This is a genomic window from Amycolatopsis sp. MtRt-6 (genome assembly GCF_017308975.1).
Taxonomy (GTDB): Bacteria; Actinomycetota; Actinomycetes; order Mycobacteriales; family Pseudonocardiaceae; genus Amycolatopsis.
On sequence record NZ_JADWPD010000039.1, the window covers coordinates 64642 to 81386 of the forward strand.

Sequence of the window (16745 nt, forward strand, 5' to 3'; positions counted from 1 at the left end):
ATGCGGATCCGCGCCCAGGTCGCGATGGTGATGAACCTCGACAAGTGCATCGGCTGTCACACGTGCTCGGTGACCTGCAAGCAGACGTGGACCAACCGCGAGGGCACCGAGTACGTCTGGTTCAACAACGTCGAGACGAAACCCGGCATCGGCTACCCGAAGCACTACGAGGACCAGGAACGCTGGAAGGGCGGCTGGCAGCTCGACGGCAAGGGCCGGCTGGTCCTGCGTTCAGGCGGCCGCCTGAAGCGGCTTTCGCGGATCTTCGCCAACCCCGACCTGCCGACGCTCGAGGACTACTACGAGCCCGCGACCTTCGACAAGGACGTCCTCGTCGACGCGCCCGCCGGGCTGGCCGACACCCCGGTCAAGCAGCCGCGTTCGGCGCTCACCGGCGAGCCGATGAGCCTGGAGTGGGGCGCGAACTGGGAGGACGGTCTCGGCGGTGCCCACGAACGAGCCGGCACCGACCCGAACATCACCGCGATGGACCCGGAAGCGGCCGCGCGGGTGAAGTTCGAGTTCGAGAAGACGTTCATGTTCCACCTGCCGCGGATCTGCGAGCACTGCCTCAACCCCGCCTGCGTCTCAGCCTGCCCGTCGGGCGCGATGTACAAGCGCGAGGAGGACGGCATCGTCCTGGTCGACCAGGACCGCTGCCGCGGCTGGCGGATGTGCGTGAGCGCGTGTCCCTACAAGAAGGTCTACGTCAACCACGCCACCGGCAAGGCCGAGAAGTGCACCTTCTGCTTCCCGCGCATCGAAGCCGGACAGCCCACGATCTGCTCGGAGACCTGCGTCGGCCGACTGCGCTACCTGGGTCTGGTCTTCTACGACGAGGACGCCATCCTCGCCGCCGCCTCGGTCGAGGACGAGAAGGAACTGCTCGCCGCGCAGCGAGCGGTGTTCCTCGACCCGCACGACCCCGAAACCGTGCGGCTGGCCACTGAGGCCGGGCTGCCCGAGGAATGGGTGCTCGCCGCACAGGCGTCCCCGGTGTGGAAGCTGATCAGCGAGTACGAGATCGCGTTGCCGCTACACCCGGAGTACCGAACCTTGCCGATGGTTTGGTACGTCCCGCCGCTCTCGCCTGTGCTGGACGCGGTCAGCGCCGCCGGCCGTGACGACACCGACGCCGACGACGTCTTCCACACCATCCGAGACTTGCGGATCCCGGTGGAGTACCTCGCCGAGCTGTTCACCGCCGGTGACGCCGATGCGGTGGCCGGGGTACTGATGAAGCTCGCCGCGATGCGTTCCTACATGCGGGCGCGCACCCTCGACGGCACCGTGGCCGAGGAACTCTGTGACTCGGTCGGCATGTCGGGGGAGCAGATCGAGGCGATGTACCGGCTACTGGCGATCGCCAAGTACGACGAGCGCTACGTCATCCCCACCGCCTACAGCAAGGATGCCGCCGCGCTCGAAGCCCAAGCCGCGTCCACATCGGACTGTTCGCTCGACTGCACCGGCGGCCCCGGGATGACCGAGTCCGTCGCTGCCACCGGGGAGCGGTTCCACCTCGTCGCCGACGACCAGCAGGTCCGCCCGGGCCGCCGGAGCCTCTTCACCCGCCGCTCCGACGGCCGGCTCGGGCTGACCCTCGACCCGGCGGGAGGCCCGGCATGACCCCGTCTCCGGCGGATCGGACCCGGCTGTTCGACCTCGCCTCCCTGCTGCTCACCTACCCCGACTGCCGGTTGTCCGGAGCGAAGGAGGAACTGCGGGCCGCCGTCGGCCAGATCGCCGACCCCGAGGTGCGCGAGCAGCTCACAACGTTCCTCGACTGGTTCCTCACCACCGATGCCGTGGACGTCGAAGCCCACTACGTGCGGACGTTCGACCTCCGCCGTCGCTGTGGCCTGTACCTGACCTACTACCTGCATGGCGACACCCGCAAACGCGGCATCGCCCTGCTGACCCTCAAGCAGCGCTACCGCGCCCACGGCCTGCGCCTGGCCGACGGCGAGCTGCCCGACCTGCTGCCGGTGGTGCTGGAGTTCGCCGCTGCGGCCGGCCCGGGCGACGGAGAAGCGCCGCTGCGTCAGCACCGCCAGGGCCTGGAACTGCTGCGGTCGGCCCTGGAGGACGCCCGATCGCCGTACCGGCACCTGCTCGAAGCCGTCGTCGCTGCGTTGCCGCCGTTGACCGACGCCGACCGGGATGCGATCCGGGCACTCGCGGCGGATGGGCCGCCCGTGGAATCCGTCGGGCTGGCGCCCTACGGGGCCGACGTCGACTCGATCGACTTCGGCCCGGACCTGAGTACCGGCTTCAGTACCGAACCGTGCGCCCACGCGCACTTGGAGAGTGCCCCGTGAGCACGTTCACCTGGATCGTCGTCCCCTACGCCTGCCTCGCCGTGTTCGTCCTCGGCCACGTCTGGCGGTGGCGCAAGGATCAGTTCGGCTGGACCACCCACACCAGCCAGCTGCTGGAAAGCCGCATCCTGCGCTGGGGCTCGCCGCTGTTCCACCTCGGCGCGTTCGGCGTGATCGCCGGCCACGCCATGGGTCTGCTGGTCCCCGCTTCGCTGACCTCGGCGCTCGGCATTCCCGAAAGCCTTTACCACGCCACCGCCGTGTGGGGCGGCACGATCACCGGCGTCATGCTGGTCGTGGGCTTGGTCCTGCTCATCGCCCGCCGCTTCGTCAAGGGCCGCGTCCGCCGGACGACGACCACAATGGACAGAGTCCTCTACGTGGCGCTGGCGGCGATGGTGATCCTCGGGATGACCGCCACCGTCGGCACCAACCTGCTGGGCGACGGCTACGACTACCGCGAGACCATCGCCGTCTGGTTCCGCAGCGTCTTCTGGTTCTCCCCGCAGAGCCACCTCATGATCGAGGCACCGCTGGTCTACCAGCTGCACGCGATCGGCGGGTTCCTGTTCCTCGCGCTGTGGCCGTTCACGCGGCTGGTGCACGTGTGGTCGGCGCCGCTCGCTTACCTGTGGCGCCCCTACGTCGTCTACCGGGCCCGCCGTGGCGCGCCGCCCGTTCCCGTCCTGCCGCCGGCCGTCGTGCGTGACCGGGCGGTCGCGGAAAGGCGAAGCCATGCGTGAGCCGGCGGTCGGCGAGGTGGTGGTGCGGCTGCCGAAGACCTTGCCCGTCGACATCTCGGTCGCCCAGGCTCGGGCCTGTTTCGCCGACGACCACGTCCACATGCTGCTGCTCACCGAGTCCGGACGGCTGCTGGGCACGCTGGTGCGCGACGACCTGAGCGACGCAGGCGACGGCCCGGCCCTGACCCACTCGCACATGGCCGGCCGGACCATCCCGGCGGACCTGCCCGCCGAGTACGCCCGGCAGCTCCTGCTGGCCCGTGGACAACGGCGGCTGGCCGTGGTCGACGACGAGGGCGTCCTCGTGGGCCTGTTGTGCCTCAAGCGGCGCCTCACCGGGTTCTGCAGCGACGCCGACGTCGCCGCGCGCGCCGCGGAGCGCGGCGAATGAGCACGCGGGCACCCGCTCGTCGCCGTGATCCGGTGGTGCCCGGGCAGCACGGCGCGTGGGGGTTCCTGGGCCTGCCGCTCCTGCTCGGCATCGCCGCCGCAGGCTGGTCCTTCTGGCTGGTGCCGCTGATCGTCGCCTGGGTGGCCGGCTACCCGAGCAGCTGGGCCCTGTCCGGTCTGCTCACCGCCCGGCGTCCCGAACGCTTCCGCCGTGCCGCGCTGGTGTGGACACCGATCTGCGTGCTCGCCGGCGCGACGGTGCTGGTCACCCACCCTTGGCTGGGCTGGGTGCTCGTGGTGTACGCCCTGCTGTTCGGCGTAAACCTGCACCAAGCCCGGGTGCGTCGCGAGCGGTCGCTGGCGAACGACCTGGTCCTGATCGCCGAGTGCGTGCTGCTCGTGCCGGTGGTGGCCGGAGTGGTTGCGGGAGAAGGATTCACGCCGCCGTGGACGGCGATGACCACTCCGACCGTGTTCGCCGCCGCGGTGGTGACCGCCCTGACGCTGATCGGGTCGACGCTGCACGTGAAGTCGCTGATCCGTGAACGCGCCAACCCCTCGTACACCCACGCCTCGAGGGTTTTCGCGCTCGCCGCGCCGGTCGTGGTCTACCTGGTCTGCGGGCAGTGGTGGCTGGTCCTCCCGTTCGTCCTGCTGGCCGCCCGCGCGCTCTGGTGGCACGACCCGTCCTGGCGGCCGGCCCGGATCGGGCTCGTCGAACTGGCCGGGCTCGTTTCCGTTGGCACGGCGGGTTTTCTGGCGTTCTAGTCCGCAGTGGACCGAGGTGACCTTGGTCCTCCGTCCGGAGGACTTCGGCTCTGTGCCGGGCACCGGCGGAGCGCGGAAGCTGTGCACACTGACCGACGCGACACGAATGAGACGCCGATGACCTCGACACAAGACCACCCGGTCAAGACCGGCCGGCGGATGCTGATGCTGGGCCTGGCCACCGCCGGGTTCGCGATCAACTTCTGGGCATGGGCACTGCTGAGCCCGCTCGGCCCGCTGTTCAAGGACTCCCTGAAACTGACCGCGTTCCAGCAGGCCCTGCTGGTCGCCGTTCCCGTGGTGGTCGGCTCCCTCGGCCGGATCCCGGTCGGCGCGCTCACCGACCGGTTCGGCGGCCGCGTGATGTTCCCGGTGATCTCCGGCCTGACGATCGTGCCCGTGCTGTTCCTCGGCCTCGCCGGGCATTCGTCGCTGGCCGCGTTGCTGATCGGCGGGTTCTTCCTCGGCCTCGGCGGCACGTCGTTCGCGGTCGGGGTCCCGTTCGTCAACGCCTGGTTCCCGCCCGAGCGGCGTGGGCTGGCGATCGGCGTCTTCGGCGCGGGGATGGGCGGTACGGCGATCAGCGCGCTGACCACCGTGCCGCTGGTGAAGGCGGGCGCGGTCGTGACACCGTTCATCATCACCGCCGTGGTCCTGGCCCTCTACGCGGTCGTCGCGGCCGTGTTCCTGCGGGACGCGCCGGGCCGCACGGTGCCGGCCGAGCCCCTCTCCCGCCGGATGCGCGACACCCTCCGGCTCCCGGTGACGTGGCAGGCGTCGGCGTTGTACGCGATCGCGTTCGGCGGTTACGTCGCGTTCTCGGTCTACCTGCCCGCCTACCTCAAGACCGGCTACGGGCTCGCTCAGACCGACGCCGCCAACCGCATGGCCGGGTTCGTGCTCTTCGCTGTGGTCATGCGCCCGATCGGCGGCTGGCTGTCCGACCGCTTCGGCCCCGTGCGAGTGCTGGGCGGCGTCTTCGCAGTGGTCACCGTCAGCGCTGCCGTACAAGCGTTCGGCCCCGGTCTGATGCCGCTGGGCACCGCCGCGTTCCTGACCATGGCGGCCGCGCTCGGCGCAGGCAGCGGCGCGGTGTTCGCGCTGGTCGCGCTGCTCGCCCCGGCGAACAAGGTCGGCTCGGTCACCGGCGTCGTCGGCGCTGCCGGCGGGCTCGGCGGGTTCATCCCGCCGCTGGTGATGGGTGCCCTCTACGGCGAACTCGGTTCCTACGCCCTCGGCCTGGCCGCGCTGGCCCTGGTCGCGGCGGGCGCGTTCACGTTCACCGCGACCGTGGCGCGGCGTTCGCTGCACCAGCACCAGCGTGTGTGAGTACTGCGGCTGTCAGGCCGTACCGGCCATCCGGGACCTGACACGGGAGCACGACGAGGTCGTCGCGTTGATCAGCCGGGTCCGCGCGGCGCACAGCCGCGGGGACGTCACGGTGATGGCGGAGCTGGTCACCCGGATCGCGCGCGTCCTCGGGCCCCACACCGCGGTCGAGGAGGAAGGCCTGTTCCCGGCGCTGGCGGACGAGTTCCCCGGGCACATCGCCGGCCTGACCGCCCAGCACCGGGTCATCGAGACCGTGCTCGGTGAGGCCGCCGACGGGGTACCCGCCGACCCGGGCTGGCCGGCCCGGCTGCTGGAGACGCTGCACCTGCTCCGCGAGCACATCCTCGCGGAGCAGGACGGCGTCTTCCCGGCGGCGCTCAGCCGCCTGGATCCGGCTGCTTGGGACGCGATCGACATGGTCCGGCGACGTGTCGGCCCAGCCGAACGGACGAACTGAGGAAGGAAGGCCGGAAATGACCACGCACCCGGATGTCACCCAGGTCGACGCAGCGGCCGCCGAGCTGATCGAGGAAGCCCGCCGGCACGACGCCCGCCGTGCCGCGCGGACCCTCGTCACCGGTGCGAGCCAGCGAGCCACGCTGATCGCCCTTGCCGAGGGCGCGGAGCTGGCCGAACACGACTCGCCGCCCGCGGCCACCCTGTACATCGTGACCGGCCGGGTGCGGCTGCACACCGAGGACCACAGCTGGACCCTCGAGCGTGGGCAGCTCGCCCGCATCCCGCCGCAACGGCACGGTCTCACCGCCCTCGCCGACAGCGCCGTTCTCCTCACCGTCGCGCTGCATTGACTGGGACGATGACCGGGCCGAACTGTGCAAGCCGCGACGGACTCCCTGACGATGCCGAGCCCGTGACGACCGGCCGGTGACGTCGCGCCGCCCTGGTGGTGGCAGCCGTGCTGCCACCACCAGATCGCTCAGCGCCGAATACTGCCCGGTCCGGTTCTCGGTTTCAGCCGAGCCGCCAGAGGAGCACATCGCCGATGCTGTTGCCGGAGGCCAGGAAATTCCCGCGGTGATTGAAGATGACCGTGGATACGACACCAGCGAGCTGGTTGACGCCGAGCCGGCGGCCGCCGACAGGGCGGTTCGGGTCGGAGACGTCCCACTGCCAGATGCCGCCGCAGCCGCCGTGGACGAGCGTGCCGCCATCGGGACTGTAGGCCACCGAATTGACGAAATCCCCCGAGAAGTTCGGGTGACGTCCTCGGCGAACGGGCCGGCTCGTGTTCGCGACGTCCCACAGCCAGATCTTGCCCCTGGGCACGTCGTTCCAGCCGACGATCGCGATGTCGGTGCCTCGTGGGGAGTACGCCGTGGCGACGATGTAGCCGGCGATCGGATCCGTCTCCCCGCCGAGTGCCCGCGGTTCTCGCGGTTCGGAGACGTCCCACAGCCACAGCTTCCCGTTGTACCCGGTTCCTACGAGCACGGTCCCGTCGGGACTGAAGGCAAAGGAGCCGATGGCGTCTTCGTGGCCCGTGCCTGCGTGCAGTTCGGCTACCGAACACGGACTGCCGAGGTCTTGGACATCCCAGAGGCTGATTCCGCCGCCGGTGCCGACGGCGAGGATTCGCCCGTCCGGGCTGAAGGTCACTGCGTGCAGTGAGTCGGCATAGCACGTAATAGGATCTTCGATGCAGAACGATGATCCGTCCGGGGAGATTGCCCAGAGCCACACTTGAGAGCACATGCTGCCTGCATTCCCGCCCACGGCCAGCAGTGTCTCGTGAGGGTGGAAGGCAACGGACTTGACATCGAACAGGCTGTCGACCGTCAACGGCCGACCGGTCGCCACGGGGTTCGAGCTGTTCGTGACGTCCCAGAGCCAAACAGTTCCTTCGTGGTCGACCTCCACGCTGTCGCCCCCTACGGCGAGTAGTGTGTCGTCGGCGTTGAACGCCAGTGATCTGAGGTTTTTCGACTGCCGTGGGAGGGCCACCAAGCCGTTGCGTTGTCGTAGTGGTACGTCGAGGCTCGCAGCGCCGGGTGGTGAACTGTGCCGCGCCGCCCTGCCGACTTGCTCCTCCGTTCCCCCGTCATGGTCGTCCGGCAGGCAGAGCCAGGCGATGGCTGTGGTTTCTTTCGCCCGCACCGTGATCTGCCGATAGGTCCGCGGGTCGATGACGCGTGACTGTCGCACCACCTCTTGGTAGAACCAATCCGACGTGACCACGGTCAGTACACCTCGCGAACCGGCCAGGGCTTCCTTGACCACGTCCGCGTCGCGCAGGCGGGTGGCGTGGATTCCCGCTCGGGACGACCAGATGTGTTCGCCGGTCTCTCCCTCGCCCGAGTCCAGTGCCATCCGCAACCTCATGCGTGCGTTCGGGTTCCGGCTCGCGTTGTAGTCTCGGATGCCTTGGCTCAGCGGGGCGGGCACCGCGACTACGAGGAGCTCCTTCGGCACGGTCGCCGGGACCGTGATGAACAAGGCGTCCCCGTTCGGTTGGCAGACGCACTCGTCCCAAGGGATGCCGGCCTCGACCAACGCGGTCCGGAGCACCTTCGGCAGTGCTTCCATGACTTCGAGCCGGTCGCTGTTCGTCCGGAACTCGTCGGAGAACCGCTCGACATCGACAGTCACGACTGTCCGATGCTCGGTCCTGACCTTCCCGTCGCCCTGCATGCACCCTCCTTGCGCATCAGCTCGTGCCATGCCCGTGCAGCGAATGATCGTGGGCGTGCGACAGGTCGGATAGCGGCCATCGGTGGGAGATCAGGCTCGATCTTCGTTGGCGCGGCGAGCCGTGGTGGTGGATGTCAAACTTTTGTCACCAATTCTGGCGCACCGGACGGCATTTTACAGTCTGCCGTGTATGCGACATTCGCGGATCGCGCCGTCGTCGTCGGCGAGCAGGACGCGGTGTGGCATAGCCGCCATGATGCCCGCGCGGAGGCTCGACATCCTGCCGGGTTTCCAGGACACCAGCGGACGGTTAGCGGCCAGTGAAGCACGGCTTCCGTGTCGTCACGGTGCGCCCGATTCGGTCGCGTCATCCGCGTCCGGCCGGAGGGCGAGTCGGCGGCCCTCGATCCGGTCGACGCCGATCCGCAGCAGCCGGTCGCGTGGTGGGGGAGCCCACGAGCGGAGGCCGGCGCCGAGCTGGGTGGCCACGGTTTCGACGTCCGTCGTGAGGGTGGCGGTCCCGGTGACGATCACGCTCCAGCCGGTGTGGCCGCCGGGGTCGTAGGCGTCGGCTTCGAAGGTGACCGGCTGCCCGTCGAGCCGGTCGGCCCAGGAGTTCCGGCCCGACCGCAGCCAGATCGCGTCGCCCGCCACGGTGAAGTTGACCGGCCGGATCGCCGGCCGCCCGTCGCGGACGAAAGCCAGGCGGCCGAGCGGGACGGAGGCGAGCAGCGCGCGGCAGCGGGCCGGGCCCAGCGGGGCCAGATCAGGGACGCTCATCGGTCTCGGCGCGGTACTTGAGCTTGGCCAGCCGCGTCGCGGCGAAGATCGCCGCAACGGCGATCGCGCCCAGCGTCGCCACGAGGCGGTTCACATCCACCGCTGGCTCCCAGCGGAGCTTCCCGTCCTTGATGACGTAGGCCCCGACTGGTTTGGCCGACAGCCCGAAGCCGCCGCCTTCGCCGGAGCGGCCCTTCTCGTCGCGGCTGTCGCCGCCACCTCCGCCGGTGCCGACGGTCGAAGCCACGATCACCGTGACGCCGTCGACCTCGTACGGTTCGCCGTAGACCATCCTGGTCTCCAGCCCGTCCTTCGCCTTCGTGAGCAGTTCGTCGACCTTCATGCCGCGAAGTGTCGTCGGGGCGGGTGCGAGAGCGGCAGAGCCGATGGTCCCTTCCGCCGGTGACCGACGGCCCCCGCACCGATGGCGTTCGCCAGCGGCGGTGCTGAACTCGTCCCGATTTGCTGAGTACACCACGAATCCGCGACTTCGGAGGCCGCCATGGCGCACCGACCCGCACTGGCCGAGCTCGGGCTGAACACCGGCAAGAAGACCCGGCTGCACCGCATCCTGCACGAGCACGGTCTGCGCAACGGCACTGCGTTCTTCCTGCCCTACGACCAGGGGCTGGAGCACGGACCGCGCGACTTCTTCGCCAATCCGGCCGCGGGTGACCCGAAGTACATCCTGAAGCTCGCGCTCGAGGGTGGCTTCAACGGGATCGCGATCCAGATCGGGCTGGCCGAGAAGTTCTACTGGGACTACGCGGGCGAGCTGCCGCTGGTCTTGAAGCTCAACGGCAAGACCGAGATCCCGTCGGACGCCGAGGCGCTGTCCCCGCTGCACGGCAGTGTCGAGGACGCGGTCCGGCTGGGCGCGGACGCCGTCGGGTACACCCTTTACGTCGGAACTCCCGCGCAGGAGCAGGACTTCGCGCAGCTGCGGCAGGTCCGCGCCGACGCGCACCGCCTGGGGATGCCGCTGATCGTCTGGGCCTACCCGCGCGGCTCGGCGATCGAGGCCAAGGGCGGCCGCGACTCGTTCTACGCCGTCGACTACGCCGCGCGCACCGCTTCCGAGCTGGGCGCCGACGTCGTCAAGGTCAACTTCCCGCACCCGGCGAAGATCGACAACGTGCCCAGTGCCTACGCCAAGGAGACGACGAGCCAGCAGGCGATCGACGCCGTCGTCCGGTCGGCCGGGCGGACGCTGCTGCTGGTGTCGGGCGGCGGCAAGGCGGGTGACGAGGCGATGCTGGAGAAGGCGCGGGAGTCGATGGAGGCCGGGGCGACCGGGCTGATCTTCGGCCGCAACGTCTGGCAGCGCGACCACGACGAGTCCCTGCGGTTCGTCTCGGCGTTGCGGGACATCCTCGCGAAGTACCCGAGCGCATGAGCACGACCGAGGTCCGCATCCACGGTCGCGGCGGCCAGGGCGTGGTGACGGCGGCCGAGCTGCTGTCGGTGGCCGCGTTCACCGAGGGCCGGCACGCGCAGGCGTTTCCCAGCTTCGGCTCGGAACGCACCGGCGCGCCGGTGGTCTCGTTCTGCCGGATCTCCGGCGCGGCGATCCGCACTCGCGAACCGATCGTCCGGCCTGACGCGCTGATCATCCAGGACGCCACCCTGCTGCACCAGGTGAACGTCTTCGAAGGTCTCAAACCCGAGGGTTACCTGCTCGTGAACTCCGCGCACAGCTTCGGCGAGTTGGGGCTGGGCGAGTTCGTCCGCGGGTTCCGGCGGGACCGCCTGCTCGTCGTGCCCGCGACCGAGCTGGCGAGGAAACACCTGGGCCGGGCGGTCCCCAACGCGGCTCTGCTCGGCGGGTTCGCCGCGCTGACCGGCGTGATCGAGCTGCGGTCGGTGATCGCCGCGATCGCCGGGAGGTTCAGCGGGGCGAAGGCGGACGGCAACATCGCGGCGGCCACGGCCGCCTACGGGTTCGTTCGCGCCGAGCGGGAGGAGCTGGCCGGTGCTCAGGCAGATTGAGGGGTCCCGGGCCGTGGCCGACGCGGTCGCGCTGTGCCGCCCGGAGGTGATCTGCGCGTACCCGATTTCGCCGCAGACGCACATCGTCGAGGGCCTGGCCGAGCTGGTGAAGTCCGGTTCGCTCACGCCGTGCGAGTTCGTCAACGTCGAGTCGGAGTTCGCGGCGATGTCGGTCGCCATCGGGGCGTCCGCGGCCGGCGCGCGGGCCTACACCGCGACGGCCAGCCAGGGGCTGCTGTACATGACCGAGGCGGTGTTCAACGCGTCCGGGCTGGGCCTGCCGATCGTGATGACGGTGGCCAACCGGGCGATCGGGGCGCCGATCAACATCTGGAACGACCAGAGCGACAGCATGGCGCTGCGCGACGCCGGGTGGATCCAGCTCTACGCCGAGACCAACCAGGAAGCCGCGGACCTGCACGTCCAGGCGTTCCGGATCGCCGAGGAGCTGTCCACGCCGGTGATGGTGTGCATGGACGGGTTCGTGCTGACTCACGCGTGGGAACAAGTCGACACGCCGGATCAGGACCAGGTCGACGCCTTCCTGCCGCCGTACGAGCCGCGCCAGGTCCTCGACCCGGCCGAGCCGTCGTCCATCGGGGCGATGGTCGGGCCAGAGGCCTTCACGGAAGTCCGCTACCTCGCCCACGCCCGCCTGATGGAGGCGCTCGACGTCGTCCCGGACGTCTCGGAGCGCTTCGCCGAGGCGTTCGGCCGCAACTCCGGCGGACTGACCCGGTCGTACCGCACGGAGGACGCCGAGACGATCGTGATCGCGCTCGGCTCGGTGCTCGGCACGCTCAAGGACACCATCGACGAACTGCGTGAGGACGGCCTGCGCGTCGGCGTGCTGGGCGTAACCTGCTTCCGGCCGTTCCCCGTCGACGCGGTCCGCGCGGCGATCGGTCACGCCCGGCGCGTCGTCGTGCTGGAACGTGCCTTCGAGTCCGGCGTGGGCGGGATCGTCACGCAGAACGTCGTCACGGCGGCGCCCGCGGTCGAGGTTCGCACCGTGGTCGCCGGGCTCGGCGGCCGCGCGATCACGAAGAACTCGCTTTCCGGGATGCTGCGGTCCGCGGGCCGGTTGCGGCCGCTGACCTTCCTCGACCTCGATCGCTCCCTGATCGACCGGGAGCTGGCCCGGCTCGCGGCCACGCGCCGGTCGGGGCCGACGGCCGAAAACCTCCTCCGCGACCTCGGTGCGGTCGCCTCACGGATCGGGTGATGAGCATGGCGGCGAGGCCGATCAAGTTCTATCAGACCGGCAGCTTCGCGGTCGGCGGCCGGCTGCTCGGCGAGGACCAGCGCAGCGTGCAGTCCGACCGGCAGCGGATCAACTCCATCGACTGCGGCCACCGGGCCTGCCAAGGCTGCGGCGAGGCTTTGGGTGCGCGGTACGCGCTCGACGCGGCCATGCGCGCCACCGGGAACCAGATGGTCGCGGTCAATGCGACCGGGTGCCTGGAGGTCTTCTCGACGCCGTACCCCGAGACGTCGTGGCGGATCCCGTGGCTGCACTCCCTGTTCGGTAACGCACCGGCCGTCGCCACCGGTGTCGCCGCAGCAATGAAGGCCAAGGGCCGCACCGACGTCCGCGTGGTCGGGCAGGGCGGCGACGGCGGGACCGTCGACATCGGTTTCGCGTGCCTGTCGGGCATGTTCGAGCGCAACGACGACGTGCTCTACATCTGTTACGACAACGAGGCGTACATGAACACCGGCGTCCAGCGCTCGGGCGCCACCCCCGCCGCGGCGTGCACGGCGACGACCCCGGCCGTCGGTCCCGAACCCGGCGCGGTGTTCGGCCAGGGCAAGAACCTGCCATTGATCGCGATGGCGCACGAGATCCCTTATGTGGCGACGGCGACCGTGGCGGACCTGCGCGACCTGGAAGCGAAGGTGACGCGGGCGATGGAGTTCCACGGCGCCCGGTACCTGCACGTGCTCGTGCCGTGTCCGCTCGGCTGGGGCAGCGCGTCCCACGACACGATCCGGATCGCCCGGCTGGCCAAGGAGAGTGGGATCTTCCCGGTGCTCGAGGCCGAGTACGGGGTGGTCGTCACGACCTCGAAGATCCGCCACCGGGTGCCGGTCGAGGACTACCTGCGGCTCCAGACCCGGTACGCGCACCTGTTCGGCGACGAACCGCGCACCGGCGTGATCGCCGGGATCCAGGCCCAGGCCGACCGCAACATCCGCCGGTTCGACCTGCTCGAGGAGGCCTGAGATGGAGCACGAGAAGCCGTTCGCGATCACGCTCGACGTCGGGTCCAGCCGGGCGAACAAGACCGGGGCGTGGCGCTCCGAGCGGCCGGTCTACGTGGACTTGCTGCCGCCGTGCAACCAGGCGTGCCCGTCCGGCCAGGACATCCAGAAGTGGCTGTACCACGCGGAATCCGGTGACTACGAGACCGCGTGGCGGGGCATCATGGCCGACAACCCGCTGCCCGCGGTGCTCGGGCGGATCTGCTACCGGCCGTGCGAGAGTGCCTGCAACCGCGGCCAGCTCGACGAAGCCGTCGGGATCAACTCCGTCGAGCGGTTCCTTGGCGACGAAGGCATCAAGCAGGGCTGGACGATCCCGGTCGCCGAACCGACCGGCAAGCGCGTGCTCGTCGTCGGCGCGGGTCCGGCCGGGCTGTCCGCCGCCTACCACCTGGCCCGGCTCGGGCACGCCGTCACAGTCCGCGACGCCGAGGCGGCGCCCGGCGGGATGATGCGCTACGGCATCCCGCGCTACCGGCTGCCGCGCGAGGTCATCGACGCCGAAATCGCCCGGATCCGGGCGATGGGCGTCGAGTTCGAGCAGAACACACGGGTCACCGACGTCGTGGCCGCGAAGACCGGATTCGACGCCGTTTTCCTCGCCGTGGGAGCCCAGGTCGGCAAGCGGGCCTACATCCCGGCCGGTGACTCCGCGCGTGTGCTCGACGCGGTTTCGCTGCTGCACGGGATGGAAAGCGGGGAGCGGCCGCTGCTCGGCCGTCGCGTCGCCGTCTACGGCGGCGGCAACACCGCGATGGACGCCGCTCGCACCGCGAAGCGGCTCGGCGCCACCGATGCCGTCGTGGTCTACCGCCGCACCCGCGATCGAATGCCCGCGCACGAGTCCGAAGTGGCCGAGGCAGTCGAAGAGGGCGTGGCGATGCGGTGGCTGTCGACGATCAGCGAGATCGACGGCGACGGCATCACGGTCGAGAAGATGCGCCTCGACGAGTCCGGCTTCCCGCAGCCGACCGGGGAGTTCGAGCGGCTCGCGGCGGACAGCGTCGTGCTGGCCCTCGGCCAGGACACCGATCTGTCCCTTGTGGACGAGCTGCCGGACGTCGAGCGTGTGGACGGCGTCGTGCGCGTCGGCCCGGGCATGACAACAGGCCACCCGGGGATCTTCGCGGGCGGCGACATGGTGCCGTCGGGCCGGACCGCCACCGTCGCGGTGGGGCACGGGGCGAAGGCCGCCCGGGAGATCGACGCCTGGCTGCGCGGCGCCGTCGCGCCGGAGCCGCAAGCCCGGCGCGAGGCGACCTTCGACAACCTCAACACCTGGTACTACAGCGACGCCGACCGGAAGGTCCGGCCGCACCTGGACCTGTCCCGGCGGGTGTCGACCTTCGACGAGATCAAGGGTGGGCTGACCGAGTCGACCGCGTTGTTCGAGGCGCGTCGCTGCCTGTCGTGCGGCAACTGCTTCGAATGCGACAACTGCTATGGCGTCTGCCCGGACAACGCGGTGCTCAAGCTCGAGCCGGGGGAGAAGTACGCGATCGACCTCGACTACTGCAAGGGGTGCGGGATCTGCGTCGCCGAATGTCCCTGCGGCGCCATCGAAATGGTGCCCGAGGAAACCTGAGGAGGACTCATGCGCGAGAAGCGCTGGCAAGTCGAGATCATCATCGACGAAGACGAAGGACGTACCCGGGCCACCGCCCGCCTGCACACTGCCGACGACACCCGCGTCTCCGGAACCGGGACCGCCCGGCTCAACCCGGCCGACCGGAACGTGCCCGAGATCGGCGACGAACTCGCCGCTTCCCGCGCGCTGAGCGACCTGGCGCACAACTTGTTCGAATGCGCGGCCGGGGACATCGAAGAACTGACCCACCAGCCGATCCGGCTGGAACGCTGAGGAGGCGGACATGCGAGCCGTGATCGTGTTCGAATCGATGTTCGGCGCCACCGAGAAGGTGGCCCGTGCCATTGCCGGCGGTTTGTCGGTGTCGGTCGGGGCCGAGGTGGTGAACGTCGACGATGCACCTTCGGACCTCACCGGGGTCGAGTTGCTCGTCGTCGGCGGGCCCACCCACGTGCATGGCATGAGCCGGGCCGCGACGCGGAAGTCGGCCGCGGACCAGGTGGCTTACGAGGTGCGGTCGCGGACCGGGATCCGGGAATGGCTGAACTCCCTCGAGTCGCTCCCGCCGGGGCTCGCGTTCGCGGCGTTCGACACCCGGATCGACAAGCCGCGCGTGTTCACCGGTGCGGCCTCGCTCGGCGTCACGAAGCGGCTGGACCGGCTCGGGGGCCGGGCGGCGGCGCCCGCCGAAAGCTTCTTCGTCGGCACCGGTTCGATCGACGCCGGCCCCGAGCCGGGTGAGCTGGCCCGCGCCGAGGCGTGGGGTGCGGCACTCGGCGCTGCCGTGCGCCGGACCGTGGCCTGAACGGCCGCATTGCCGTCCGCCGTGCGTATCGGCGGACGGCGGTGGCACCGGTTCACCTCAACCCCGGCAGGCGACGTAGGGCGACGCCGGTCACCGCCGACGTGGTCGCCGCCATCACCAAGCCGCCGGCAATGCCGATCAGGATGGTCGGTCCCAGGCCCTGCCCGGGTTGCCACAACGGCATCGTGACGCCCAGGAAGCCGGCCAGGCCGAGCAGCCAGGCACCGGCGGTGGTGAAGATCCAGCGCGCCGAGCGGGCGAGGTGGCGGCGCAGGACCAGCCATTGGGCGAAGCCGATGGACAGCAACAGGGCCGTGCCGAGGACGGCGGCCACCGGCCAGAGCACCAGTGGTGGCCAGGACACGAGGCCCGCTGCCCACGTGCTCGGGGCGAGGCCGGCCAGGTAGGCGAAGGACGCCGCCCCGGCCGTGGCCGCCACCCATCGCCGGGTGTTGAAGGCGGGCAGAATGCGCCGGAGGACGAGTGCCTGGCCGGTGCCGAGCGCGGCTCCTTCGACCGCGCCGGCCAGCAGCAGGGCGGGCAGCGAAACGGCCGTGGGGCTGTTCGCGGTCAGGGCACCGGTGACGGCCGGGATCGCGAAGCCGAGGAACTCGGCGACCGTGACGACCAGGAACCACGTCCAAGCCAGGCGCCTACCCCGCAAAAGAGGCACCGGCGGAGCGGTGAAAGCCACGATCGGCGTGTCCGCGGTCAGCGGGAGGCGGGGAAATCGGCCGCGGTAGGCCTCGGCTCCGGCGTCGCGCTCCGCCCCGGTGAGCAGCCGCCCTTCGGCCGCGATCCAGCGGCCGTCGAGCAGCACCTCGGCCCCGGCGCCGTGGCGGAAGTGCCGCCACCAGCGCTTGCGATCGGGGGTTCCGGCGGCGACCAGGATCTCCGCACCGGCGCAGGCGTACTGCACCGGGAGCGTGATCGGCTCCGGCGCGGTGGCGGGCCGGTACCGCAGTGCGGTGAGCGTTCCGTTCAGCAGCGGGGCAAGCCGGGAGCCGAGCAGCCGCAGCAACGTCCGGTTCGGCAAGCCGGGGCGGGTCGGGTTCGCAGTGCCAGTCGTCATCCCGCCAGTACAGGCGGCGGTGGACGGCCGCAGCAGGGCCGAT

The 16745-nt window shown here is 70.4% G+C and carries 19 protein-coding genes; 15 read left to right on the top strand and 4 right to left on the bottom strand.

What is annotated here, in order from left to right; all coding sequences use genetic code 11:
• The 8 genes from narH (at position 1) to I4Q55_RS42695 (ending at position 6363) form a co-directional block, all read left to right on the top strand.
• Positions 1-1629, top strand: coding sequence for a nitrate reductase subunit beta (narH, locus tag I4Q55_RS42660; protein ID WP_206796327.1), 1629 nt, complete (start codon positions 1-3; stop codon positions 1627-1629).
• On the top strand, positions 1626-2321 hold the full coding sequence (gene narJ / locus I4Q55_RS42665; protein WP_206796329.1) for a nitrate reductase molybdenum cofactor assembly chaperone: 696 nt from the start codon (positions 1626-1628) through the stop codon (positions 2319-2321). The genes narH and narJ overlap by 4 nt, the downstream gene beginning before the upstream one ends.
• On the top strand, positions 2318-3064 hold the full coding sequence (narI, locus tag I4Q55_RS42670) for a respiratory nitrate reductase subunit gamma (RefSeq protein ID WP_206796330.1): 747 nt from the start codon (positions 2318-2320) through the stop codon (positions 3062-3064). Before narJ ends, narI begins: the two co-directional genes overlap by 4 nt.
• On the top strand, positions 3057-3455 hold the full coding sequence (locus I4Q55_RS42675) for a CBS domain-containing protein (RefSeq protein ID WP_206796331.1): 399 nt from the start codon (positions 3057-3059) through the stop codon (positions 3453-3455). Before narI ends, I4Q55_RS42675 begins: the two co-directional genes overlap by 8 nt.
• Complete coding sequence (locus I4Q55_RS42680; protein WP_206796332.1) at positions 3452-4222, top strand: YwiC-like family protein; 771 nt, start codon at positions 3452-3454, stop codon at positions 4220-4222. The genes I4Q55_RS42675 and I4Q55_RS42680 overlap by 4 nt, the downstream gene beginning before the upstream one ends.
• Before the next feature lie 117 nt (positions 4223-4339).
• A complete protein-coding gene (locus I4Q55_RS42685; RefSeq protein WP_206796333.1) occupies positions 4340-5551 on the top strand; it encodes an MFS transporter in 1212 nt (403 codons plus the stop codon).
• Positions 5544-6011 (top strand): hemerythrin domain-containing protein, encoded by a 468-nt coding sequence (locus I4Q55_RS42690; RefSeq protein WP_206796334.1) that lies wholly within the window; start codon positions 5544-5546, stop codon positions 6009-6011. Before I4Q55_RS42685 ends, I4Q55_RS42690 begins: the two co-directional genes overlap by 8 nt.
• Positions 6012-6027: 16 nt before the next feature.
• Complete coding sequence (locus I4Q55_RS42695) at positions 6028-6363, top strand: hypothetical protein (protein WP_206796335.1); 336 nt, start codon at positions 6028-6030, stop codon at positions 6361-6363.
• A gap of 163 nt (positions 6364-6526) precedes the next feature.
• Here I4Q55_RS42695 and I4Q55_RS42700 read toward each other — a convergent pair whose 3' ends face one another.
• From I4Q55_RS42700 to I4Q55_RS42710, 3 genes are all read right to left on the bottom strand, one after another.
• On the bottom strand, positions 6527-8203 hold the full coding sequence (locus tag I4Q55_RS42700) for a WD40 repeat domain-containing protein (protein WP_206796336.1): 1677 nt from the start codon (positions 8201-8203) through the stop codon (positions 6527-6529).
• A gap of 342 nt (positions 8204-8545) precedes the next feature.
• Positions 8546-8983, bottom strand: coding sequence for a pyridoxamine 5'-phosphate oxidase family protein (locus I4Q55_RS42705; protein WP_206796338.1), 438 nt, complete (start codon positions 8981-8983; stop codon positions 8546-8548).
• Complete coding sequence (locus I4Q55_RS42710) at positions 8970-9326, bottom strand: spore germination protein GerW family protein (RefSeq protein WP_206796340.1); 357 nt, start codon at positions 9324-9326, stop codon at positions 8970-8972. The genes I4Q55_RS42705 and I4Q55_RS42710 overlap by 14 nt, the downstream gene beginning before the upstream one ends.
• 159 nt (positions 9327-9485) lie before the next feature.
• Here I4Q55_RS42710 and I4Q55_RS42715 point away from each other — a divergent pair, with 159 nt between their 5' ends.
• The 7 genes from I4Q55_RS42715 to I4Q55_RS42745 are packed head-to-tail and all read left to right on the top strand — an operon-like array spanning position 9486 to position 15630.
• A complete protein-coding gene (locus I4Q55_RS42715) occupies positions 9486-10379 on the top strand; it encodes a class I fructose-bisphosphate aldolase (RefSeq protein ID WP_206796342.1) in 894 nt (297 codons plus the stop codon).
• Positions 10376-10972, top strand: a complete 597-nt coding sequence (locus tag I4Q55_RS42720) for a 2-oxoacid:acceptor oxidoreductase family protein (protein ID WP_206796344.1) — start codon at positions 10376-10378, stop codon at positions 10970-10972. Before I4Q55_RS42715 ends, I4Q55_RS42720 begins: the two co-directional genes overlap by 4 nt.
• Entirely contained in the window at positions 10956-12197 is a 1242-nt protein-coding gene (locus tag I4Q55_RS42725) for a transketolase C-terminal domain-containing protein (RefSeq protein ID WP_206796345.1), read from the top strand. Before I4Q55_RS42720 ends, I4Q55_RS42725 begins: the two co-directional genes overlap by 17 nt.
• 5 nt (positions 12198-12202) lie before the next feature.
• Complete coding sequence (locus tag I4Q55_RS42730; protein WP_206796348.1) at positions 12203-13198, top strand: thiamine pyrophosphate-dependent enzyme; 996 nt, start codon at positions 12203-12205, stop codon at positions 13196-13198.
• A 1-nt stretch (position 13199) separates the two neighbouring features.
• Positions 13200-14822, top strand: a complete 1623-nt coding sequence (locus I4Q55_RS42735; protein WP_206796350.1) for an NAD(P)-binding protein — start codon at positions 13200-13202, stop codon at positions 14820-14822.
• Between the two features lie 9 nt (positions 14823-14831).
• Positions 14832-15098 (top strand): DUF1876 domain-containing protein, encoded by a 267-nt coding sequence (locus I4Q55_RS42740; RefSeq protein WP_206796352.1) that lies wholly within the window; start codon positions 14832-14834, stop codon positions 15096-15098.
• 10 nt (positions 15099-15108) lie between these two features.
• Positions 15109-15630, top strand: coding sequence for a flavodoxin domain-containing protein (locus I4Q55_RS42745; protein ID WP_206796354.1), 522 nt, complete (start codon positions 15109-15111; stop codon positions 15628-15630).
• Positions 15631-15682: 52 nt separating this feature from the next.
• Here the strand turns inward: I4Q55_RS42745 and I4Q55_RS42750 are convergent, their stop codons facing one another.
• Complete coding sequence (locus tag I4Q55_RS42750; RefSeq protein WP_206796356.1) at positions 15683-16702, bottom strand: hypothetical protein; 1020 nt, start codon at positions 16700-16702, stop codon at positions 15683-15685.
• Positions 16703-16745: the final 43 nt, after the last annotated feature.